A 24,886-nucleotide genomic window follows, 5' to 3' on the forward strand; every position below is an offset into this window, starting at 1 on the left:
CTACGAAGGGTTAAATTTTGATTTTAAAAGCTGAATTTTTGCTTCTAGTCGATCAATATCTTGATTAAGCTGGCGAGTTCCGTGGAGAAGATCGTCCATTTGCCAACGTGGTGCGAATAGTCCAGTATCTTCTTTTAAAAAGTCTTCCGCAAAAAAAAGATGAGATTGAAGTGACTTAATTAAATGTTGTGGTGCTAATTGAACTTTGCCGATTTGACTTGCAAGATTAGGTCCGATCCAATCACTCAATTGCGAAGCGAGGTCTGGCTCAGCATTTTGTATAATTTTTTGAATGTCTTGCAGAAGGCGATAGTCACCTTGAACGGGGATATTGCCAATGTCATGTGCTAGAAATAGTTTGCACAAGTCGACCACATTATTAACATGCAATGTGGAGTCTGCTTCAGTAATCGTGTGAGCTTGCTCCCAAGGCCGCTGTTCGAAAATAGAGGGTTGAGTGCTATGACCTGTTACTGTTGGTTCTAAACGAACTTTATTTTCATCAAAAAACACATCAACGGAAAGCTGTGGCGCATCGATCACAACACGAAGCATTTTCCCTTGTAATTGGTTAAATTGGATACGAGTAATCGCATCCAAATTAATCCAATGATGTATGGTTTTTTCAACTGCACCCAGTGCTAAGATTGACCACATGACGAAGTGCTACCTGCGGTTAGAGTTTAAAACCACGGTGAACTGCAACAATACCACCTGTTAAATTGTGATAATCGCAGTTTTGGAAGCCCGCATTTTCCATCATGCTTTTCAATGTGCGTTGGTCTGGGTGCATACGAATTGATTCAGCAAGATATTTATAGCTTTCAGCATCATTTGCCACAATTTTACCCATGATTGGTAAAGCAGTGAATGAGTACAAATCATAGAGTTTTGAGAAAGGCTCAAAGACTGGTTTTGAAAACTCTAATACAAGTAAGCGACCACCTGGTTTAAGTACACGATACATTGCTGCAAGTGCTGCATCTTTGTCTGTTACATTACGTAGACCAAAACTGATGGTGAGTAAATCAAAACTGTTGTCTTCGAAAGGCTCGAGGGTTTCAGCATTCGCCAGTACAAAATCAACGTTGGTACAACCCGCGTCGATCAGACGGTCGCGACCTACATTCAGCATGGATTCATTAATATCAGATAATACAACATGCCCAGTAGGACCAACTTCACGACTAAATACTTTCGCTAAATCACCAGTACCACCAGCGATATCTAAAACGCGTTGCCCACGGCGAACGCCAGACATATTAATGGCAAAACGTTTCCACAAACGATGAATACCAAATGACATTAAGTCATTCATAATGTCGTATTTTGCGGCAACTGAATGGAAAACTTCAGCGACTTTTTGCGCTTTCTCTTCAGAATTTACGGTTTTATAACCGAAGTGTGTCGTTGGTCCAACGTTTCCAGTATTCGCACCACGTGGCAAATTATATTTCGGCACTGAAGAATGTACTGGCGTATCTGTCAGTTGCTTTTGTAGCGATTGTTGCTGACCTTGAGGTGCGCCAGTTGGTAATGGATCTGTTAAAAAAGGACTCACGTTGTCTTTATTATTTGCCGGCTCAACCTGAGCATGAGGCTGTTGATTTTCATTAGACATTCGAGTCACTCCTGAACACAAATAATATTAAATCTGAATTAAACTGCATAATGACAGATTCTTCAGTTTTTTTCAGTCTAGATTATGCAATTGATATGAATAATATACAGAATTAAAGCGAAGTTTCATCCATGAAATGAGAAGATGTTCTTTTATTTTCGATATTCTGACCAGACGCTTTTACGCTTTTCGGCTGATCAGAATCTTGGCTGATGAATTTTAATTAAGCGATTTGGAAGGGATTTTCTTTCCCTGTGTGGACATTATTCACAATGATTCGCTCTTTTTCTGTAAAACTCCGAATGAAGGTCGCAGCCGATTTCATTGGTTTCATAGCGACAAAGCCTTCACCAATAAAGTCATACATCAGTTCAAAATTATATTTGCTTGCTGCACCTTTACACATTTTAAACGCTGTGTGCATGATGAATGAACGCATGTATTTGTCCAGACTCAGACCGAGCTCATCCAACAGATTGAGTTGTTCATGGCGCGCTTGCTCTTGATCTAAAGCCACTAGAGTTTCACGCATCATTTCATCAGTAATGGGTTGGTCTTTTGGATAATGTTGGAGTAAATACTGTGCAACTTGTTCATCCAGTTGCATCGCCAAGACCGCCAGTCCTACAGATTTTAACCCAGTTTTAATGGCATTTTCTGGAATGATTTTTTCAGCTTTGTGTGCGTATTTTAGTAAACGTTCGATTTGCAATGCTAGGTCATCAAATTCAGGGCCACCATAAAGACGGTTAATAAAATATTGAGCCATCAGCTTATTTTTGTCTTCAGCGAATAACTCAGCATGTGTGTGAAGTATGCGCTGTTTTAGCCAATTTTGAGCATCATTTAACCTTTGTTTAAGTGCCGGATTCTGATGATAATTGAGTTGTTTGTATTGTTCTAAAAGTTGATCTAATGCAGCAAGTTTGGACATGTTCTAGCTCAATTAAAAGGACTGAAAAAAGCATAATAGGTTGGATTGCGCTCGACTATGACTGTTGAAATCTAAAATAAAACCTTTCAGGTCAGTCATGGATGAAAAGACAATTGCAATAAATTGTACCTGAAGATTTAAGTTGATACTGTTCCTTGCGTATACTGTCGAAAATACAATAATTTTGAGTGGGCTATGTCTGAACCAAAACAACAATTTGATAAAAATACTGATCAACCCGAAGATAAGAACAAAATATTTGACGCAGATCAGATCAATTTAGACTTAATTGAAGCGCAATATGCTCTCAAAGATACACGTGGTAAGAAAAATGCCAAAAGCTTAGTGGTGTTGGTAAGTGGCATTGAGTTAGCAGGTAAAGGAGAATCGGTTAAGCAATTAAGAGAATGGGTTGATCCACGATATTTGAAAGTCAAAGCTGACCCTCCTCACCTTATTCAGCCGAATATCCCATATTGGCAACCTTATGCACGTTATATTCCTGCTGAAGGACAAATGATCGTCATGTTTGGAAATTGGTATAGTGATCTTTTAGCCACATCCTTACATGTTTCAAAACCATTTGATGAAACCATGTTCGAAAATTATTTGCAGCAAATGCAAAGCTTTGAGCAGGATTTAAAAAATAATCATGTTGATGTCGTGAAAGTTTGGTTTGATTTATCGTGGAAATCATTACAGAAGCGTTTAGATAAAATTGAACCTTCGGAGCAGCGTTGGCATAAATTGCATGGGCTGGATTGGCGCAATAAAAAACAATATGAAAATGTACAACGATTGCGTCAAAAATTTACCCAAGACTGGGTCATTATCGATTGTGAAGATGAAGTATGTCGTGATCAGAAATTCGCAGAAGTTGTATTAGCGCGACTGAAAGATTTGCCAAATCATCCTCAAAAAATGCGCCAAAAATGGCATCAAGCGGATATCCCAGAAATTTTAACGTCCCCCAATGAAGCAGTACTTGAAAAAGATCAGTATAAGGCTGAACTCAAGAAACTGACCAAGAAGGTCGCTGAAGCATTACGCGCAGAAGGACAAAAAACGGTGATCGTTTTTGAGGGGATGGATGCCGCAGGTAAAGGTGGTGCGATCAAGCGTATTGTGAAAAAGCTCGATCCAAGAGAATATGGAATTTATAACATTTCTGCGCCCGAAAAGTATGAATTGGCGCGGCCTTATCTCTGGCGTTTTTGGAATAAACTGCTTGAAGATGAAAAAATCTCGATTTTCGATCGCTCTTGGTATGGTCGTGTATTGGTGGAAAGAGTTGAAGGTTTTGCAACGGATGTGGAGTGGAAACGTGCATATGATGAGATTAATCGCTTTGAAAAAGATCTAGTAGATACGCAAACAGTCGTTATTAAGTTTTGGTTGGCCATCAGTAAAGAAGAGCAAGCCAATCGTTTCAAAGCACGAGAGGAAACACCGCATAAGCGTTTTAAAATTACGGCTGAAGATTGGCGTAATCGCAAACGTTGGGATGATTATTTATTGGCTGCAGCAGACATGCTCCACCGAACAAACACCGAAGATGCGCCGTGGTATATCATTGCTACCAATGATAAATATACTGCACGCCTTGAAATTTTGAAGGCAATTTTGAAACAATTAAAAGTAGATGTTTAGAGCTGGTGAGAGGTATAAATAAAGCCCTTACAGGGCTTTATTTATACGTATAAGGTTTTATGGGTTAAGCGTATTTCACAACATTTGCTTGTTGTTTTTGTTGAATGCTTTTGGCAAGTTTATAGCTTTCTTCAACATGAGCCTCAGCCACTTTTTTCATGACAATATAACCCAAGCTAGCTGCAATAATTGAACCGCCCAATGGAATAAACTTAGTCACTTGCTTGGTCAACACTTTGGCTGCCATATTGTTCAGCGAAGCTTTAGCGGCAGTACGAGCCACGACTAGACCAGAAAACTCGAAACCGCGTTTGCGTAGTTCGTTCCAATGGATTTTTTTGGTTTGAGGATCAAAAACGCTGATTTGTTCAGGAGCTAAGCCAAAGCGAGCATTAATTTCTGGAATTAAAATTGACAACATACCTACGTCAATCACAACATCTAAAAAGGGCACAGGAATGACAGCAACACCTGCTGAAACATAAGAGCGTTTTTTGACGAGTTCAAGACATTCATCTCGAATTTGTTCTAAATTTAAATTTGGGTCGATTGTTTCTGGAATTTTATCAATTTTCATTTATTTATCACCTAATCAAAGTCTATGGTTCTCGATCCATCACATGATGAACATAGCGCGAGATGAAAGTTTTATTAAAGTCATAAAGTAAAAGTGACATAGTCAGATTAAGATGTATAGTAATTTATGTTTATGATTTTGTTCACACAACTTCATAACGTGTTCGTTGTATGGTGAAAGGGACCTTATGGGAATTCATGTAATTCAAAGTCAGCGCATTGAAGTTTTGGTACAAGGCATCATCACAACTCAAAAGCGTCCCACGAACAACCCATTTGCAGTCCTACAGCAACAACATTTTGTGGTGCCTTCTGCGGCAATGCAAGAGTGGTTAACCCAACGGTTATCTGAACACCAAGGCATCAGTGCAAATACATTTTTCCATCAACGTATTCGTGGCTTTCAATGGTATGCCTACCAGCAAATTTTGAGTGACAAAGATAAAGTACGTAAAGCGAATATTCCACGTCTGATTATGAAGTGGCGTATTTTCCAAGCACTCAAACCTTTTATACAGCGTGCGCATAATCAGCTTGAGGTTGAACATCCTTTATTCCCATTAATCACACGTATCTATGACAGCGCAGCACGTATTGAACAGTCAAATGAACAATATCGAAAAAAAATGAGCATGTTGTATTGGGTGTCTGATCAAGTGTCAAAATTGTTCAGCAATTACATGATTTATCGAGCAGATTGTCGCCGAGCATGTGAATATGATTGTCGTTGTCCTGAAAATTGGATTCAGGTATGGGGGCGTAATGAAGCACTCAATATTGAACAACAATTACAATATCTAAACGATCAAGATTCCAGTTTTAAATTTTCGCAGGCACAACAATTAGAGGCTTGGCAACGTTGGTTATGGCTCAACATTTTTCATGAAGACTTTGTTGAAATGCAAAGTATTGATCATGATTTTTGGGGTGTACTTCGTGATGAACAGCAACAGAAAATAGCCCTCAAAAAACTACCACAGCAACTGATCGTTTTTACACTCTTGGATTTACCACCAAGTCAATTACAGTTTTTGCGCCGTTTGGGTCAGTACATTGATGTGTTGATTTTGCATTACAATCCCTCACAAGAATATTGGGCGGATAGTGTCGATCCGAATTGGAAAAAACAATATGACTTAAAGCTCAAAGAGCGATATATCGAAAAGTTTCAGCAAAAGCATCAAAGAAAACCAGCTGATAATGAAGTTGAGCAGTTTTTTGAGAATTTTAGTCTGAGCTTTAATGGGCTGGCACGTGAGTCCAGACATCCCTTATTAACACGAATGGGAAAGCAGGCACGTGATCACTTTTCTCTGTTGTCTAACCTTTCCTCGGGTGATGAGGGGCAATGGATAGATGCTTTTGTGGATGAAGCACCGCAGCATTTACTGAGCCAATTGCAATCAGATATTTTACATTTGGTTGAACCTCAAGCTCAAAGTTATGTATTAGATCCAGCAGACGATTCAATCCACATTCATGTTTGTCATTCCGCTGTACGACAGCTTGAAGTCTTAAAAGATCAATTGATCCGATGGCTTGCTCAGTCAACAGCAGAAGCACCACGCCGTCCGAGTGATATTTTAGTTCTTGCGCCTGATCTGAAGCAAATTGAGCCTTTGATACGGAGTGTGTTTCCGCAAAAAAATACTGCAACAGGTGTTTATCTGCCAGTAAAGCTAGCTGGTATCACGCAGTTAGATACAGTATTGGCATGGCGTTCAGTGTTAGGGCGAATTGAACTGATACAAAGTCGATTTACCATTGATGATTTTGCTGATTGGTTGAACTTAGCAGCGACCCAGGTGAGATATTGCTTAGACATTAACGGGGCTGAGCGCATCTTATCGTTGTTGAGACAAGCGGGATTTCGACGAGGTTTGGATGAGCAACATTTGCAAAAAACATTGGCGGAGTATGATCAAGACTATCGGTTCAGTTTTAAGTATGCCTTAGATCGTTTGGCGCTGGGTGTGGCTGTTCCAGTTCATGCGATGTTTCAGGAGACCTTAAGTTCTCATGTAGTGGACTCGGGTGATTTTCACTTAATTGCCACGCTCATTGAAATATATAAGCACTTTGTAGAGCGTCGAGATTGGCTCACGACGATTGAAATCGAAAATGATCAAGAGACGTCAGAGCATGTTGAATTTTGGCTCAATCGTTTAATTTTAGAAGTTAATGAGTTTGAAAGCGCTGGTGTAAGCTCGTTAGAGATGATTAAAGAGATTATTCAAAAGCAAATAAGAATGCTAACGCTGGCAAATTTCTATGAAGAACATGATCAAGCCATTCTTAAAAACATACGTTTGCCTTTGAGCTATATTCTGACTGAAATCCAAAGCACCCTTGAATCGCAACTTGATTATGCATTGCCAACTGGACAAATTACATTTAGTCAAATTGGTTTGATTCGGCCAATACCGTATAAGTTAATTGTCATGATGAATTTAGATGGCGGGAAGTTTCCAAATCGGGAGAGCCATTTACCTTTTGATTTAATGGATTTACTCAAGCCAATGATTGGTGATCGATCACGTTTAGATGATGATCAAGGTGCTTTTTTAGACGCTTTGTTATTGGCCAAAGATAATCTCTGGCTATTCTATAATGGTTTTGATGTAGCCGATGGTGAAGTGCGAGATCCATCAAGTAGTGTTCAGGAATTGCTCCAACATCTCGCGTGGATCATAAAAACATCAGATCAATCTTCCTCGAATCCTCTCATTGATATAGATGGCATTCAAGTTCATCAAAATTTGAGCACACTCTATACGGTGCATCCTTTGCAACCCTTTGATCCTGATGGTTTTCAGCAACAGCATCAGCGCTATGACGATGAATGGTATGCCGTGGCTTCTAACCTCAATCGTCAGGATCAACGTGGTCATAGAGCGGCTTGGATTAATACCTCGCTTGAATTGAATCAGGACATCATGGTCTTGGATGCTGAACAATGGATCAAAGATATCTGTTTTCCTGCGCGTCTTTATTTAAAAACCTTAGGCGTATCTAATTTAAAGGATCAGGATTTCCCTGAGGTGAATGAGCCGTTGTTATTAGATGGATTGGCGCGATACTCTATTCGTGACTTTTTACAACAGCAGCCAAATGTTTCGAAGCTTCAGACTGAATTACTCAGTGACCAGCTTCCTGTCGGCAAATTACAAGAAGTCAGTTTGAAAATGAGTCTGTTAGAGCATCAACAGTTATTAAAAAGACAAAAGTGCTATGTTGATGAGCCGACCAAAATCACTCAGCGCGTCATAGCAATAGATGATATACAGCTTCAAGTGACCGTTCCTCAAGGGGATGAGACGAGTTGGGTGAGTGTTTCAACATCCAGTGCACGCGCACGACGACGAGCACATGTGTGGTTAGAATACTTACTTTGGTTAAGTTATCGAGACTTACCAGATCACCTTGCAACTGAAATGCAGCGCATCCAAATCTTTAGCGATAAAACCATTATGTGTACTGGCCTGACGACGAAACAAGCTCAGGATATGCTTTCCCAATGGATTCAGGCATATAAACAAGCTCAGATAGAGCCTCTCGTTTTACCTGCAGCATTGCTGATGAAACTTGCTGTAGATGGAAAAGCATTAGAATGGGTCACTGATGAAAAGGGTCATCAGCAGTTAAATAACTTCGATAAGCTATTAAATGAGTGGAATAAAAGCGATGCCTTTCTGAATTATAGTTTAAATGACAGCGAAGAAAGTCATTTGCACCGAGATTGGCAGTATATTTTGCAAGATTTAGATGCTGAGCACCTATTAAAACAAGCGTGTGATCAGTTTGCTTATGTCTTATATCAGCCGATATATATGTATCAATCGGAGGCTGAAATATGAGTCAAAAGCCTACAGTCTCGTATCAGCCAATTGTGGATATGCATTTCACTGGATTGCATTGGATTGAGGCTTCTGCGGGGACTGGAAAAACGTATACGCTCTCCAGCCTCATGGTCAGAATTTTATTAGAAGAATATTTACCAAAGCAGATTATTGCGACGACATTTACACGCAAAGCAGCGGCTGAATTGAAAAGTCGAATTCGTGCACGTTTAATCGAGGTACTTGGACTTTTAGAGTCATGTCGTGAGCTAACTCAAGATCAAGTTCAGGCGCGTGCAAAATTAGAATCAGATATTTTATATCAAGTGATTTTAAATCAATTTTCTGGCTTGATTGCACATGCATGTGCACGTTTAAAATTGGTGATAGATCAGCTTGAAGAACTCTTTGTTGGTACCTTGGATAGCTTTAGCCAAAAGCTTCTTCGTGAATTTGCATTTGAGAGCGGTAAAATTGAACGAATGCAAATCACCAATGATGCAAAACAATATACGGTTCAGTTAATTCATGATGAATTACGGGCATGGATTCAACAGCAGCCTCAATCAACTGTAGATTATTTGCTGCTTAAGAAAAAAATTAAGTCACAAGATGCTTATATCGATTTAATTGAAACGAGTTTGAATTTTTCCTCTGCTTATTTCAAAGCAGTGCCAGCGCCGACCATAGATGTAGACGCTTTCAGAACTCATGCAGAGCGCTTCATACAGATCGAGCTTGAAACGCTAGATTCATTAATAGACTTTTATGATCCTGAAGGGCAGTATTATGCTGTAGTCGCAAAGAAGTGGCGCGATCAAGATAAATTAAAAATTACACTCACGCAGTTGTTGCCTGAATTCCTTGATCAAGTTAAATCCCAAGGCATTGAAGTCATTTTTGCGTCGCATCTCAGCACTCATCTTAGTCAGTTGAATGAATTGAGAAAAAAAGTTCTCAATAAATGTCCCGTCGATGTTTTGGCGGCATTTGAGCAACATCCTATTATTGTTGAACTTGCTGAGTTTTTTAAACACTTTGATAAGCTCAACCAACAACTCGAGCATTTGGAGAGTTATTTACAATATTATTTAGCGCAGCAAGTAAAACAACGTCTGCCAGAATTGCTACAGCAAAAATCCGAAACCACATTTTCACAGCAAATTCGAACTTTGGCCGAAGCACTGCAGGGAGCGCAAGGTCAGGAGTTTGCAAAGTACGTTCACGCGCGTTACCCACTTATTTTAGTGGATGAGTTTCAGGATACCAACCAAGATCAAGATGATATGTTGGCGCAGATTTGGAGACATCCAAGTCGTGTGAAGCAGGGTTGTATGATTATGGTGGGAGACCGTAAGCAAGCGATCTACGGTTTCCGCGGTGGAGACATGCTCACGTTCCTAAAAGCATATCAAGATGTTGAAACTAAAGCAGGGCGTTTTTACCAACTTGTGCATAATCATCGCTCAGTGAAACCATTGGTCGAAGTCGTCGATGCATTGTTTCAACAACAAATGGATTTTGGTGAACAAGTTGAATATACGCCTGTTACAGCAGGTACTCGATCGCATCCATTATTGATCCAATCCGGTTTAGAAAATTATGCTCCGCTTCGTTGGGTTCAAGTAAATGATAAGGAACACGAGTTAGAGCAGGTTGCTTGGAAGATACGGGATTTGCTCAATCAGGCTGCCCAAAGTCAGCTATATTTCGAAAAGCAGGGGCAACGTATTGAGCTTCAGGCAGATGATATCGCTGTTTTGTCTCGTAACAATCCTGATTTAGATAAAGTTCATCATCACTTATTGATGTTAGGCATTCCTGTAAATCGACCTTCACGAAAAAGTGTCTTCAAAAGTGGAATTGCTCGAGATGTTGGTGCAATTTTGACAGCCATCATGAATCCATTTGATGAAGCTAAATTAAAGAGAGCTTTACTTACACGATTGATGGGTTTTAATTTACATCGCTTTTTGCAACTTCAAATTCAAGCAGATGGATTAAGTTTATTTATCACGAAATTTGAAGAAATTCGTGAAATGTGGATGGGTCAAGGCTTTTTAACGGCATGGCAAAGTTTCCTCACAGAATTCAAAGTTTGGACAAACTTGGTTGAGCAATTCAGCTATGACAATGAACGCGAAGTGGTCAATCTACGACACATTTCAGAGTTGTTGAGCCAAAACAGTGATGAGTTAAGAGGTATGCACACCCTTTATCATTGGTATATGCGGCAGCTTTCAAATCCGATGGAAAGAGAGTGGGAAATTGAAAGACAGTTGAGTAATCAAGCGGGCGTTCACCTTTTAACTATTCACCAATCTAAAGGATTGGAGTTTAAGATTGTATTCTTGCTTGGCGCAGATCGTAAACTGTCAGATCGAAGCGAACTTAACTTTTCAATTCGTGAAGTGCAGGATAATGGAACTGGAAAGTCCGTCGCACAACGTGTCGTGGCGTTAAAGCGTGAAGAATTATTGGAACCATTAGAGGTTGAGCAACATGACCAACGTGCTTTGGCAGAGCATCGACGATTATGGTATGTGGCCTTAACTCGAGCACAACACCGCGTTTATTCAATGATGAGTGATCAAAAAGGGCAATCTATTTATGGTTTGGCGTTTTGGCGTGGTCATGGTGCGAACCAATTTCAGCATGCTTTCAGTTTAGATGAGCCATGTTTAGAGCAATGCCCTGAGAAAGTAATCGCAAAAAAAGAACATCATACTGTTCAAATGATTGCGCAGAAATATCCTCAAGTTCATTTTTATCCTAGAGCCAAAACCAGTTTTAGTTATCTCGCACAACATTTGAGTCATCAACAAATTAAAGATCGTATGGCGGCTCAAGATATGATTGAACATCATGCGAGTGATGAGGTCAATGCTGTGACGCTCGTGACTCGATATCAATTTGAGGATTTGGATCATCAACAACCTTTGAGTTGGATTCGTGCTCATTTTCCGATGGGAACATTAGCTGGAAATTTCCTACATGAAATTTTTGAACATATCGATTTTCAAGATCGCCGAGATTGGACATTAGAAATTCGCCGCCGTTTTAAAAATGCCTATTCGAGTTTATGGGAGCAATTATTCGCTAAATTTCAATCAGATTTTCCTCAACATCATGATACCGAGCAACATCTGTTAGAAATGATGGCTGAATGGTTAGCAGAGGTTTTAGAGACACCGATTCAACCTGAATTTCGACTCAAACAATTAGTACCTGAAGCACATTTGGCTGAATTTCCATTCTATTTGGCTTTAGCAGACCGAATATTTGGTATTCAGCGTATTCAGCAATTATTTTTAGAGTTTGGACTTAATATGCCCGAATTCAATGCTGCAAATTCAGCACGTTACCTCAATGGTTCAATTGACTTGGTTTATTATGATGGGGAGCGCTATCACATTGCCGACTATAAGAGTAATTATCTCGGAAATCATGTGGAAGACTATTCAGCTCAAGCTATTCAGCTGAGCATGACGCATGCAAGTTATTGGCTACAAGCAGCCCTATATTTGGTGGCATTACATCGCTATTTAAGTATTCATATTGATGACTACAACATCGATCGAGATCTTGGTGGTGCCAGTTATTTATATTTACGTGGGATGAATGGCACTGACCAATATGGATTTAATTATTGGCGTCCTAGTTCAGAATTTATTCTAAGATTAGATGCAATATTGGGCTATTTTGCTGAGGATAAAAACAGCAAAATAGCATGAATATTTAAATGAATTTATTATTAATCATTAATTTATCTTGTGGATAATATTGATGATAAATGTGTAGATAACTATGAGGATAACTGTGTGGAAATTAATCAGAATGAAAAAGTTGATGTTCCTCAATGGGTAACAACTTGGGCTGAATATATCCTAAATCAGTATCTTTCATCAGATGATTTAAATGAACAATCCATTAACACCATTGAACAAGTTCTGATGGCATCTACTGTCGGCGATAGTTGTATTGATTTGAAAGGGGAGGTTATCCAAGATCTGAGTAAGTTGCTCGTGAGCGCAGAGCTTGCAGAACAACAGGTCGCGCCTTTTGTTTATGATCAGAACTATTTGTATTTATATCGCTATTGGCAATTAGAGCAGCGTTTAGCTCAACAAGTTTATCGTTTAAAGCAGCAAACGATAGTGCCTGTAGATTGCACAAAATATGAAAAATTATTAATCGATCCATTTCAAAAGCAAGCCTTAGAAATAGTATCAAGGCAAGCGCTGAGTATGATTACAGGTGGTCCGGGTACAGGGAAAACGTATACTCTAGCGCGTATTATTGCCGTATTAAATGAGTCGAATCATCAGTTAAGAATCGCAATGGCTGCACCGACAGGGAAAGCTGCACAGCGAATGAAAGAAGCATTGCAAAACTCATTAAATGACGATGCAATGCTCAATATGGGTTTGGATATTGCCCACTTAAAGCAGCAAAATACGTTAACGATTCACCGTCTTCTGGGTTTAGGGCATAGCGCTCAACCTAAATACAGTCTGAAAAAGCCATTACCCTATGATGTGGTGGTGATTGATGAAGCCTCAATGCTCGATCTCAATCTCGCGACGATGCTTTTTGAAGCAATTCCAGACCAATGTCGTTTGATCTTGTTAGGGGATGCACAGCAGTTGGCCTCGGTTGATGTGGGGATGGTATTGGCGGATTTACAACAAGTAAAAGCGCTTAATGACCATCACGTCAATTTAGTGACCAGTCGAAGATTCAAAGCAGGTGCAAAAATCGGTGATTTGGCAAGGTTCATCCAGTCACATCAATGCTCACCACAAAGCTCGAAAGTTGAGCTATTGGCTAAATTTGAGAAGGAGATTTGTAGAGCATCTGAAATCCAACAGATTAATTTAGCTGAGCTTCAAGAGGATCTTGTTCAACTAGAGTATTTGAATAAAGAATATTCAGATCAAGATTTAAAAGCCTATTACCTTAAATTAAGCTCGGGGTTTACGGATTACTTTAAAGCACTCAACCTTTATGTCAGAAATGGATATCAGCAGCAGGATGTGGCTGAAATTATCCAAAAATTTGATGATTATAGGATCTTAGCTGCAGTGAGACATGGACATTTGGGATTGAATCGTTTGAATGATGAAATTGAAAGGGAGCTATTTCAGCACATGCGGATATCACGACACGACCTTTGGTATATTGGTCGCCCTGTCATGATGACATATAACGATTATCAACTCGGGCTTTCTAATGGTGATATTGGGATATGTCTCAGACATCGCCAGTTTGCTGATCAATATGAAGTATATTTTCCAAGTCTTGACCAATGGTTTCCAGCATCACGTTTACCAAAGTCAATGCAAACCTGTTATGCGCTGAGCATTCATAAGTCGCAAGGTTCTGAATTTAAACACACTGCAGTTGTATTAGATGAGTTTGCGTCACGTCTATTGAGCCAAGAATTATTGTATACCGCGATTACGAGGGCAAAAAAAGCAGTCAGTTTATTGGTGGATACTGATGCTTTATTTGAGGCAATAAACATTAAAACAATAAGAAAAACAGGTTTATTGAATAAATTAAACACTTTATTTATATCTAATATTTAACGATTGGTTGAAAATAGAAAACCTTTGTAGGAAATATCTTACAAGGATTCGAGAAATTGGCGCATAGAGCTTCGTACAATTTTTTGCGATGATTGCTTGCATAAAAGGTTCAACACGGAAAGTTGAGCAATATCGCATAATTACAATAATTTATAGTCGAGAGACTGCGAACTTACAATGATGTAAGTGATAAAAGAGGAAACTTACAGCCGCTAAGCCTTGTAGTTTTGGGAGAGACTACAGGGCTTTTTTATATACATATAAGATTAAATTGATTACATAATGTACGCAATTTCTTACATAAAGATCAGAAAACTGCGACTTGTGTTGCATAATGAATCTGGCAAAATAGTCATATAAGGAAATGAAACCTTAAGAACAAGGACCGTATTAATAATAAATGTGTGTGCAGCACTTACAATAAAAATATAAATAACAGAATCATAACTAAAATATAAGAATCTACAGCGCAAAAAAGGCCCTATGACTTGTCATAGGGCCTTTTTTAACCGTTTATCTCAATCTTAATTTTTAGGCATCTTTATACTTGTTTTGACTTAACGATTCTATTAAAGTGCGTAAAAAATATCACTTTACAAAAAAACCATGAAAAAATTCATAATTTTAATCATTTTGGTGAGTGTTGTTCTGTTTGGGTTGTATAAATGTTTTAAGCCTGCAGATCAAAACACTTCCTCAGTCGCTCAGATTGATTCTCTATCTGCTCCTGAGAGTGGACAGCAAACGCCAATATCGCCTAACGAAGATCAAGTCGAAGATTTAAATGAGTCTGAGAAGATGCCTGTTACTGATTCTCCAGATTTAGTAGATCCGAAGAGCGATTTTTCGATTAAGCCTATTGATCCAGAAACTGATCCAGCCAATCAAGTGTAATTTTTTACCCTGCGCACTAAAAACATAACAACGGAGAATAATTATGTTTAAAACTTTATCATTAAGCGCATGTCTGAGTGTTTTGATGGTCGGAACTGCGATGGCTCAGATGAGTCCTGTAGCAGCTAACGCTCAATTGAACAATCAGGCAAAACAAAAAGTGTCGAAAGGTGGTATTAATCTGTCGGCATTACTGAACAACAGTTCAAATGATTTAATCGTTGAATATCATGTTGACACTAATCATTTAGAAAATAATCGCACTCAACTTCGTGAACATCTTGCTCAAAAGAAGCAATCGATTCAATCGCGGTTTATACGTTTAGGTGGTATTCAATTACTACGTGATTATAATGCTTTACCATATAGCTTTCATCGCGTTCAAAAGCGTGACACGCTCGTAAGCTTATTGAATGACCCGAATGTAAAAGCAGTTTATCCAAATAATGTTTCTTATACGACAGCATCTCAAAGTCTACCATTAATTGGTCAAGTACCTGCGGCTGCGCAAGGCTATACTGGTGAGGGGACAACAATTGCTATCTTAGATACAGGTATTAATTACCGACATTCAGATTTTGGTAATTGTACAGCGCCAGGTGTACCATCATCGACTTGTAAAGTTTTAGAAACTGTCGAGGTTGCTCGAGAAGACTATCAGTTAGATGTTAATGGACATGGAACTAACGTTGCAGCAATTGCTTCTAAAGTTGCACCAGGTGCAAAAATTGTCATGCTTGATGTCTTCACTGGTAGTACCTCTAGAGATGGGGGGCCGGCATACGATTATGATCTAGTGGCTGCCTTGAATTGGGTGGCGAACCACTCCCAAAGCAAAAACATTAAATCTGTAAACTTAAGCATTGGTAATGGACGTAGTTATTCCTCAACTTGTACTAGTTCCGTACTTACAGATTCTTTTTCGAAGTTGAGAGGCTATGGGGTATTACCAGTTGTTGCATCTGGTAATGATAGCCATCTGAGTGGTATATCCTATCCAGCATGTACTGCGGGTGCGGTCAGTGTAGGAGCGGTTTATGATGCTAATGTAGGTTCAATTGGATTTAAAAATTGCTCTGACAGTGCAACTTATAGCGACAAAGTAACGTGTTTCAGTAACTCGAGTCGTAATTTAACTTTATTGGCACCTGGTTCACGTATTACCGCTGGCGGATATACAATGGATGGTACTTCAATGGCTGCACCTCACGTCGCTGGGGCTGTTGCTGTGTTACGTGCGAATAATGCTTTCCCGAATGAATCATTGGATCAAATTGTTGCACGTATGACGTCTACGGGAGCTTTGGTTACGGATCATCGTAACTCAATTCGCACACCTCGTTTGAATTTAATTGCTGCGTTAAATGGTGCTCCATCTACTCCAGCACCACAACCCCCTGTTGTTGAGCCACCTGTAGTGACGCCAACTCCTACGCCAACACCAACTCCAGCACCACAACGTAACTGTCGTACTTTCTTATTTGTGACAATCTGTAGTGGTTAATTAATAGCTAATAGATTAAAACTTTAAAAAAAGGCATCTAAATGATGCCTTTTTTACATTGATATTAAACACGTTCAGTTTCAGATTGATCAGTTCCAAATAACGCGCGTCTTTTTTCCTTAGGAATACTTGGGCATTGGTTGGATATTTGATATAGCACTTTTGCTAAAGCGGCTAAATGTGTGCCTAACACAGATTTCCCTGTATTTAAGAACGATACACTGATATCCCGTTGAGGATCTGCCCAACATAAAATATTCGAGAAACCTAGATGACCAAAAGCTTGTCCAGTATTTGGGCCAAATACACCGATTGGATTACTGCCTAACATCGGACCAAGTGCATAACGCATAGGTGCTAAAAGGTTACGGTCTATTGTTGTATTGGATGTAGGGAGTGTTGCTCTGAAAACCGTTTCTGAATTGATAATTTGCTGGTCTTGATAACGACCACCATTGAGTAACATTTCAAAAAAGCGATTGGCTTGTTCAGCACTGGTGTAAATATTTCCTGCTGGACAGACGGTATCCATAAAACGGGGATCATTGGTGACATCCACTGCCAGTTGCAGTCCTCCGCCTAATACACGATTGAGATATAGGTCAGTCCCCAAGACAGGGTGAATCCCAGTTGGATAATTTTTTGCAACTAAATGACGTAGTTCTGGTTTTAAACCATAGTTGAAGAAAGGTAAATTCATTGGTTTTTCAATATGTTCGTGCAAGTAATCACGAATATCTTGTCCTGTTACACGTTCAACCAATTCTCCTAAAATATATCCAGCAGTTACAGCATGATAAGAGAGTTGCGAGCCTACGGGTGCAATCGGTTTTGCTGCATAAAGATGCTCCAGGATCCCTTGACGATCAAATAAAAGCTCTGGAGTGACCTCAGTTTCAATTTTAGGAATACCGCCACGGTGTGATAACAAATGAAATATGGTGGCGCGTCGTTTACCGTTAACACCAAACTCTGGAATATAGCGACTCACTGGATCAAGTAAGTTAATTTTCCCTTGTTGATCTAACAAATGCACTAACATGGCATTAACGATTTTAGAGGCAGAAAACATACAGACCGGTGTTTCTGGTGTCGCAACTTTAGAAGGGTCTGTTTGATAGTTTGGACCAAGTTCTGTGTAACCAATACTGCGATTAATTAATATCTGACCCTTGCGACGTAAACACATACTGATCATTGGATGATTGCCAGTACGATAAAGTGCTTCAACACTGTGCCAAATTTTATCAATTTGCTGTTGCGTCATTCCCCCAAGTTCTGGCGCAACTTCGTCTTTATGACGAGTGATCGTAGTTAAGTCTTTTGGTGCTATGCACGTATTTGTAGAGAGTAATTTCACGTTCATTCCATGTTTCATTGTTTTTATAACAGGCAAGTTTGCCCTGCCAAAAAACAAAAGTCAGTATCTTTAACGACATGAATTGATGATTGTTTCTGCCAGAAGTTATTGAGCGGATAATTTTGCTTTTTGAGGGGGGTTCCTTTAAAATAGCACGCTGCTGTAGTGATGCACGGCAGTCAATTCCGCTTTGAAGAGCGTCATTGATTTGTATCAAATACTTTTAAATAAGCATCTCGGAGAAATCGAATGGCTTTAACAAACGCAGATCGCGCAGAGATCATTGCTAAATTTGCTCGCGCTGAAAACGACACTGGTTCACCAGAAGTTCAAGTAGCTCTTTTATCTGCTCAAATCAATGACTTACAAGGTCACTTCAAAGAGCACAAACACGACCACCATAGCCGTCGCGGTCTTATCCGTATGGTTAACCAACGTCGTAAGCTTCTTGACTACCTTAAAGGTAAAGATGCTACTCGTTACAGCGATTTGATTGCTGCTTTAGGTTTACGTCGTTAATTCGATTTAAACTTTATTTTCGGATTATTGCATGTTGAATGCTGTATTGCTGAAAACTAAAGGCGATCTAGTTTCGACTAGATCATGGGGAAGGGGCGAATAGTTTCGCTCCTTCTTTGTGTTTAAAAATAGTGTTTCTAGTGAGGTCGGCTTCTAAGCTTTGTCATTTAAAACCTGTGTTGTGAATGCCAAACCTTAGGGGTCTCCACTAGAATAAAATCAGGAAAAAATAGAACATGTCGATGTTTAATATTATTCGTAAAGAATTCCAATTCGGTCAGCACCAAGTTGTGCTTGAAACAGGCCGTGTGGCGCGTCAAGCAAATACAGTAGTGATTACCATGGGTGGTGTGACTGTATTGGTTGCTGTTGTTGCTCAACCAACTGCGAAAGCAGGTCAAGACTTTTTCCCACTGACTGTTAACTACCAAGAAAAACAATATGCTGCAGGTCGTATCCCAGGTGGTTATGGTAAGCGTGAAGGCCGTGCATCTGAAGCTGAAACTTTAATTTCACGTTTGATCGACCGCCCAATTCGTCCGTTGTTCCCAGAAGGTTATTACAACGAAATCCAAGTGACTGCAACAGTTGTATCATCTGACAAAACTATGGAAGCTGATATTGCTGCAATGTTAGGTACCTCTGCTGCACTCGCAATTGCAGGTACACCATTCCGTGGTCCAATTGGTGCTGCACGCGTTGGTTTAATTAACGGTGAATACGTTCTTAACCCAAGTCATGAACAACTTGCTCAATCTGACCTTGACCTTGTGGTTGCAGGTACAGAAGCTGCTGTTCTTATGGTTGAATCTGAAGCGAAAGAACTTTCAGAAGACCAAATGTTGGGTGCTGTATTGTTCGGTCACGACGAAATGCAAATTGCAATTCAAGCGATCAAAGAATTTGCTGCAGCTGCTGGCGCGAAGGAATCTGACTGGGTTGCTCCAGCGAAAAACGAAGACCTTCGTAGTCAATTGAAAGCAGCTTTTGAAGCGAAAATCTCTGAAGCGTATACGATTGCGGTTAAGCAAGACCGTTATGCAGCACTTGATGCACTTCATGCTGAAGCGATTGCTCAATTCGTTCCAGAAAATGACGAAACAGGTATTGCTGACGAAGTTAACGAATTATTTGAAGACCTTAAATATCGTACAGTTCGTGACAATATCTTGTCTGGTAAACCACGTATTGATGGTCGTGATACTAAAACTGTTCGTGCAATCGACGTACAAGTGGGCGTATTAGATCGCGCTCATGGTTCTGCATTGTTTACACGTGGTGAAACTCAAGCACTTGTAACAACAACTTTGGGTAACACGCGTGATGCATTAATGGTGGATACCCTTGCAGGTACGAAGACTGATAACTTCATGCTTCACTACAACTTCCCTGCATACTCTGTAGGTGAAACTGGTCGTGAATCTGGTCCTAAACGTCGTGAAATTGGTCATGGTCGTTTGGCACGTCGTGGTGTTCAAGCAGTTCTTCCACCAGCTGATCGCTTCCCGTACGTGATTCGTATCGTATCTGACATCACTGAATCGAATGGTTCGTCTTCAATGGCGTCTGTGTGTGGTGCTTCTTTATCACTTATGGATGCAGGTGTTCCACTTAAAGCGCCAGTTGCAGGTATTGCAATGGGTCTAGTGAAAGAAGGTGAACGTTTCGCAGTTCTTTCAGACATTCTAGGCGACGAAGATCACCTTGGCGACATGGACTTTAAAGTAGCAGGTTCTGCAAACGGTATTACTGCACTTCAAATGGACATCAAGATCGAAGGTATTACTGAAGAGATCATGGAAGTTGCATTGAATCAAGCGTATGCAGGTCGTATGCATATCTTGAATGAGATGAATCAAGTGATTTCACGTGCTCGTCCTGAAATCTCAATGCACGCACCAACATTCCAAGTGATCAGCATCAATCCTGATAAGATCCGTGACGTGATTGGTAAAGGCGGCGCAACTATTCGTCAAATCACTGAAGAAACCAAAGCAGCGATCGATATCGAAGATAACGGTACAGTACGTGTATTTGGTGAAACTAAAGCAGCGGCAATGGCTGCAGTAGCGAAAATCCAAGCGCTTACAGCAGAAATTGAACCAGGTACAATTTACACAGGTAAAGTCATTCGTATCGTTGAATTCGGTGCGTTCGTCAATATCCTTCCTGGTACTGATGGCTTGCTTCACATTTCACAAATCTCGAACGAGCGTATTGCGAATGTGACAGACGTTCTTACTGAAGGTCAAGAGGTTAAGGTACAAGTTGCGGATGTTGATAACCGTGGTCGTATCAAACTTACAATGAAAGACATTGAACAAGCTTAATCATTTAAGCTAATTCTAAGCCTTGTGTGGTGCTTCGTTTAAACGAGTGTTACACAAGGCTTTTTTTATGGCATGATCAAAATGTTCTCATTTAAAAATAACTAAAATGCAAAAGTTTAATTATTATTATCATCAAGGTGACGGGTATATTTATCTGAGTGAAGAATTATCGACTGATGTTGATGCAGAATTTATATGGTTGAGTTTTGAACGCCACGAATTGATTCAAAATACAGAGACGTGGCAACGATATATTTTTGAGAACACTGGAATTCTGTTGAACGAATTTCATCTTAAAGATATTCAAAACATTGAGCATCCTTGCGTATTTGATGCATTGGATGATTATGATTTATTGATATTTAAAAAATTAATCACCCCAGATGACCACATTCAAATTCAGAATGGTCATTCAGCTGAACAACAAACTGCGGACATTGTTACAACGCCGGTAAGTTTTGTCATGACATCAAATGTTTTAATCACAGTGCATGAACGAGGTAATCGTGTATTTGAAACATATCTTGAAAGAGTGCAGGCGATTCAAACACGACCTATAGAGCAACAAAATATTCCACGAAAATTAGCACAGAGCCCTGTAGATATTGTGCTTAGATTACTGAATATGATGGTGGATGGCTATTTAGGTTTACGTGTGGCACTAACCAAACGTGTGGAATTTTGGCAAAGAGAACTATTACAAGGAAATCAAAAATTTAATCGATGGAATCAACTGCTGCAAGAGATCACGGCTTTTCAACAAGTTGAAAATTTGTGTGAAGAACAGGTTGAATGCCTACAAGAATTAAGAGATGAAGTTGTCGAAAATTATCATCATATTAAAGCTAAACGTAAGGCAGAGAAGCAAAATTTAATGCTCGTCCGAATGGATGATTTAATTAGCCATATTGAAAGAATACAAAAGCACAGTGTTCGGTTAAACCATGCAGTACAAGCCGCTATCGATTTGCACTTTTCAGCAGTGGCCAATCAAACCAATGAAAATATGAGAATTTTAGCAATTATCACCGCTGTATTTGCACCACTGACTCTTCTTACAGGTATTTACGGAATGAATTTTGAATTTATTCCAGGATTAAACTCACCGCATGGCTTTTGGTATATGCTCACAGCCATGTGTGTGACAACACTTTTGTTAATTTGGTATTTTTATCGTAGACAAATGGTCGGGCGCGGTGAAAAAAGTGTGATGGAATTGTTGGCTCAACAAAACCAGCAGCAACAACTCGGTTTGTTTGCATTTTTGGAGTATGAACCGATTCAAAAAACATTGAAAGGTACGCTCCGAGAAATGGGACGTTGGACTCGATTAAAATAGTCAACGTCACATAAGGCACTTATGCTTTAAGTCAGAATGATAAGTGCCAGATTCACCGTTATTTTATAATATTAAATTGAAATTACTGGGTAAGGTTCATCTGCGCTTGTTTGAGCAAACGATACATTTCATCTTTTAATTTAAGTTTTTTTCGCTTTAGAAACTCAATATCATCATTAATTACATTAACTGGATTTAGTTCCAAATGCGTAATTTCATGATCTAGCGTTTCATGTTCCTCGAAAATTTTAGCGAAGTGAGGGTTTTCTTCTCTTAAAGGCTGAATAAGTTCACGGAACTCAGGGAAAAGGTTTTTCAGCTTTTTATTGCATTCTTTAACTTTCATTGATGGTTTAATCCTTTCATTCTAATCAATAAAAAATAAATGCATGTAACAGTACATGCATTTATGTGGGCTTGCTTTATTTGAAGTATTTCACTTGCTTGCGCAATTGTTGTACTTCATCTATCAGATCCATCATCATGGCGACGGCAGGGAGACTTGCTTCAAAATCCCGTTGCAAGCGATAAGCTCTCCGTGCTCGAGTAAGTTCTTCACCAAAAAATTGATGGATTTTTTGCTCAGAACGAGCTGGTAGAATTTCATATTCAAGTAATTGCAAAACCCATTCAGGACTTTGTCCGCATGCTTGGGCAAAATGCTTTAAATCAAAAATACATTGGTCATCAATGATTTCAGCCTCTAAATATCCATTTTTGTACACTTCTCGGTACTGAATCGTTGTCATGATTCACCTCCTTCATCACGAGGGTTGAAATGTGTAAATGCTTGAGCAAATTGCTCATATGCCTGTTTTTGCTGCGGGGATTCTGCTCTTGGATAAACAATATTCAGGATTATATAAAGGTGTCCCGGGGGGGAAGAGGGAATCCCTTTTTCTTTAATACGGAGTTGTTTGCCATAAATTGTATGTTGAGGAATGCTGACTTTGATCTTTCCAGAGGGGGTTTTTAGCTCGATGTCTTGGCCTAAAGCAGCTTCCCAAGGACTAATGTTAATGTGATAGTAAATGTCTGCCTGATCGACATATATGCTGTCAGTGGTTTGATAATGGATCTGTATATAAAGATCTCCATTTTCACCGCCCGATAAACCAGCTTGTCCTTGACCTTTGAGTCGAATTTGTTGACCGTTTTTCATCCCTTTCGGGATTCTAATTTCAAGGGTTTTTCGCTGAACTTCAGGTTGTCCATATGCATTAAAAGTGGGTATACGCAATTGGATGGATTGAGTGACACCTTCAAAAGCGACTTGTAAGGGCACTTCTATACTGGCATGTTGATCTTCACCACGAATCGGCTGGGATTTATATTGGTGTGAGCGCTGTGCATAACCTCCACCAAAACCTGTTCCAAAACGCCCAAACAAATCTTCAAAGCCAGAAAATTCATGATTTGTATGGTTTTCACTATCCGAGAAAGGAGACTGACTATTCAACTGATCGAGTTGTTGATCGTACTCTTGTTTTTTTAAAGGATCACTTAATGTGTCATAAGCCGTATTAATCGCCTGCATTTTTTTTTCGGCATCAGGTGCTTGACTGATATCGGGATGGTATTTCCGAGCCAGTTTTCGATATGATTTTTTTATTTCCTCAGGACTCGCATCGCGATCTAGTCCGAGTTCCTCATAATAATTATTTGCCATTAAGCAAAAATAACCGTTGATTAACTTTTAATCATTATGAGCAGACTTTCGAAGACTACAATATGTTCAGATGGTGAATAATTGTTTCAATTTCTTACAACAAAAAAAATCAGCAAGTAAAACTTGCTGATTTTCGAAGAGAACTGTTTAGGATTAACTGAGGTGCTCGCCGAATAGACCAAGAGCTTCTTCAGCAGTAAATCTGTATTGAGTGTTACAGAATTGACAGTCCATGGTAATAGGGTTCTGTTGTTCTAAAATTTCACGCACAGATTCAGCACCCACCTGAATTAATGCTGTAGAGCAACGCTCTTTAGAACATGTACAGCCAAATTGAAGTTGTTCAGCTTCAGGTAGTCTGACTTCTTCTTCATTATATAAGCGATACAAAATTTCTTGCGCATCCAGCTCAGTAAGTTCATCTGTTTTTAAAGTTTCAGTGAGCATGGTTAGACGAGGCCAGATATCTTCATCAACCTTTTGCTGCTCTTCATCATTGTTACGCGGTAATAATTGAATCAAAAGACCACCAGCGCGTTGAGCAGTACTAGCTAAAACGATCTTGGTTGGGATTTGGGCAGATAAATCATAATACTGCATGAGGCATTTAGCTAAATTCGGCTGATCTAAAGGCACGATACCCTGATAGCGTTCGCCAAATTCAGGTTCAATATTAATAAATAAAACTGGACTGACCAAAGTTTTCAGAACGATGCTGCTGTCTGATGCTTCTTCAAAACGTGGATCAGCTTCATATTCAGCTAATCCGCGTACTTCACCGAGGTGATTACATTCAGCCATAGCCCATTTTAAGGTGCCAGAAGCTTGAATTTGGAGGCTAATACGTCCCTTAATTTTAAGTGTGCTGGCCAACAATGCAGTCGCACTGAGCATTTCGCCCAATAAAATTTGAATCGCAGGTGCATAGGCGCGTTGCGCTAAAATTGTTTTAAGCGCATCTTCAAGATGTACGACTTCACCACGAACAGGGCTGTTATCAATAAAAAAACGTTGACGTAAATCAGACATAAAATTCTCCAAATCCCTGTCTAGATGGTGA

18 protein-coding genes are annotated in these 24,886 nt (G+C 39.5%); 9 read left to right on the forward strand and 9 right to left on the reverse strand.

Annotated elements, in window-relative coordinates; genetic code table 11:
- The 3 genes from AC1M89_RS08035 to AC1M89_RS08045 form a co-directional block, all read right to left on the reverse strand.
- Complete coding sequence (locus AC1M89_RS08035) at window positions 1-657, reverse strand: ubiquinone biosynthesis accessory factor UbiJ (protein ID WP_481591461.1); 657 nt, start codon at window positions 655-657, stop codon at window positions 1-3.
- A 19-nt stretch (window positions 658-676) separates the two neighbouring features.
- Window positions 677-1,621 (reverse strand): bifunctional demethylmenaquinone methyltransferase/2-methoxy-6-polyprenyl-1,4-benzoquinol methylase UbiE, encoded by a 945-nt coding sequence (ubiE, locus tag AC1M89_RS08040; RefSeq protein ID WP_179998846.1) that lies wholly within the window; start codon window positions 1,619-1,621, stop codon window positions 677-679.
- Between the two features lie 223 nt (window positions 1,622-1,844).
- Window positions 1,845-2,555 (reverse strand): DUF8198 family protein, encoded by a 711-nt coding sequence (locus AC1M89_RS08045; RefSeq protein ID WP_481591460.1) that lies wholly within the window; start codon window positions 2,553-2,555, stop codon window positions 1,845-1,847.
- A 195-nt stretch (window positions 2,556-2,750) separates the two neighbouring features.
- Between AC1M89_RS08045 and pap the strand changes: the two genes are divergently transcribed.
- Window positions 2,751-4,205, forward strand: a complete 1,455-nt coding sequence (gene pap / locus AC1M89_RS08050; protein ID WP_481591459.1) for a polyphosphate:AMP phosphotransferase — start codon at window positions 2,751-2,753, stop codon at window positions 4,203-4,205.
- 64 nt (window positions 4,206-4,269) lie between these two features.
- Here the strand turns inward: pap and AC1M89_RS08055 are convergent, their stop codons facing one another.
- Window positions 4,270-4,782: a hypothetical protein gene (locus AC1M89_RS08055; protein ID WP_035264037.1), complete on the reverse strand. Its 513-nt coding sequence runs from the start codon at window positions 4,780-4,782 to the stop codon at window positions 4,270-4,272.
- Between the two features lie 187 nt (window positions 4,783-4,969).
- Here AC1M89_RS08055 and AC1M89_RS08060 point away from each other — a divergent pair, with 187 nt between their 5' ends.
- The 5 genes from AC1M89_RS08060 to AC1M89_RS08080 all read left to right on the forward strand — a co-directional run bounded on the left by AC1M89_RS08060 (window position 4,970) and on the right by AC1M89_RS08080 (window position 16,609).
- Window positions 4,970-8,638, forward strand: coding sequence for an exodeoxyribonuclease V subunit gamma (locus tag AC1M89_RS08060; RefSeq protein ID WP_481591458.1), 3,669 nt, complete (start codon window positions 4,970-4,972; stop codon window positions 8,636-8,638).
- Window positions 8,635-12,354: a UvrD-helicase domain-containing protein gene (locus AC1M89_RS08065; RefSeq protein WP_481591457.1), complete on the forward strand. Its 3,720-nt coding sequence runs from the start codon at window positions 8,635-8,637 to the stop codon at window positions 12,352-12,354. The genes AC1M89_RS08060 and AC1M89_RS08065 overlap by 4 nt, the downstream gene beginning before the upstream one ends.
- An 87-nt stretch (window positions 12,355-12,441) precedes the next feature.
- Window positions 12,442-14,211, forward strand: a complete 1,770-nt coding sequence (recD, locus tag AC1M89_RS08070) for an exodeoxyribonuclease V subunit alpha (RefSeq protein ID WP_481591456.1) — start codon at window positions 12,442-12,444, stop codon at window positions 14,209-14,211.
- A 606-nt stretch (window positions 14,212-14,817) separates the two neighbouring features.
- On the forward strand, window positions 14,818-15,105 hold the full coding sequence (locus AC1M89_RS08075) for a hypothetical protein (protein WP_035264045.1): 288 nt from the start codon (window positions 14,818-14,820) through the stop codon (window positions 15,103-15,105).
- Between the two features lie 43 nt (window positions 15,106-15,148).
- Entirely contained in the window at window positions 15,149-16,609 is a 1,461-nt protein-coding gene (locus AC1M89_RS08080) for a S8 family peptidase (protein ID WP_481591455.1), read from the forward strand.
- A 64-nt stretch (window positions 16,610-16,673) separates the two neighbouring features.
- Here AC1M89_RS08080 and AC1M89_RS08085 read toward each other — a convergent pair whose 3' ends face one another.
- A complete protein-coding gene (locus AC1M89_RS08085; protein WP_092767411.1) occupies window positions 16,674-17,969 on the reverse strand; it encodes a serine hydrolase domain-containing protein in 1,296 nt (431 codons plus the stop codon).
- 249 nt (window positions 17,970-18,218) lie between these two features.
- Here AC1M89_RS08085 and rpsO point away from each other — a divergent pair, with 249 nt between their 5' ends.
- The 3 genes from rpsO (at window position 18,219) to AC1M89_RS08100 (ending at window position 22,157) form a co-directional block, all read left to right on the forward strand.
- Window positions 18,219-18,488 (forward strand): 30S ribosomal protein S15, encoded by a 270-nt coding sequence (rpsO, locus tag AC1M89_RS08090; RefSeq protein WP_035264047.1) that lies wholly within the window; start codon window positions 18,219-18,221, stop codon window positions 18,486-18,488.
- A gap of 242 nt (window positions 18,489-18,730) precedes the next feature.
- Window positions 18,731-20,818, forward strand: coding sequence for a polyribonucleotide nucleotidyltransferase (gene pnp, locus AC1M89_RS08095; protein WP_481589200.1), 2,088 nt, complete (start codon window positions 18,731-18,733; stop codon window positions 20,816-20,818).
- A gap of 106 nt (window positions 20,819-20,924) precedes the next feature.
- The gene (locus AC1M89_RS08100) at window positions 20,925-22,157 is read left to right on the forward strand and encodes a magnesium transporter CorA family protein (RefSeq protein WP_481608952.1); all 1,233 of its coding nucleotides are present in this window, start codon (window positions 20,925-20,927) and stop codon (window positions 22,155-22,157) included.
- 82 nt (window positions 22,158-22,239) lie between these two features.
- Here the strand turns inward: AC1M89_RS08100 and AC1M89_RS08105 are convergent, their stop codons facing one another.
- The 4 genes from AC1M89_RS08105 to hslO form a co-directional block, all read right to left on the reverse strand.
- Entirely contained in the window at window positions 22,240-22,503 is a 264-nt protein-coding gene (locus AC1M89_RS08105; RefSeq protein ID WP_481586754.1) for an HP1242/YdcH family protein, read from the reverse strand.
- A 76-nt stretch (window positions 22,504-22,579) separates the two neighbouring features.
- Window positions 22,580-22,906 (reverse strand): chaperone modulator CbpM, encoded by a 327-nt coding sequence (locus AC1M89_RS08110; protein ID WP_035264056.1) that lies wholly within the window; start codon window positions 22,904-22,906, stop codon window positions 22,580-22,582.
- Complete coding sequence (locus AC1M89_RS08115; RefSeq protein WP_481591453.1) at window positions 22,903-23,826, reverse strand: DnaJ C-terminal domain-containing protein; 924 nt, start codon at window positions 23,824-23,826, stop codon at window positions 22,903-22,905. The genes AC1M89_RS08110 and AC1M89_RS08115 overlap by 4 nt, the downstream gene beginning before the upstream one ends.
- A 153-nt stretch (window positions 23,827-23,979) precedes the next feature.
- On the reverse strand, window positions 23,980-24,855 hold the full coding sequence (gene hslO / locus AC1M89_RS08120) for an Hsp33 family molecular chaperone HslO (protein WP_092767221.1): 876 nt from the start codon (window positions 24,853-24,855) through the stop codon (window positions 23,980-23,982).
- Window positions 24,856-24,886 lie beyond the last annotated feature (31 nt).

Source organism: Acinetobacter sp. ANC_7635 (assembly GCF_056779945.1).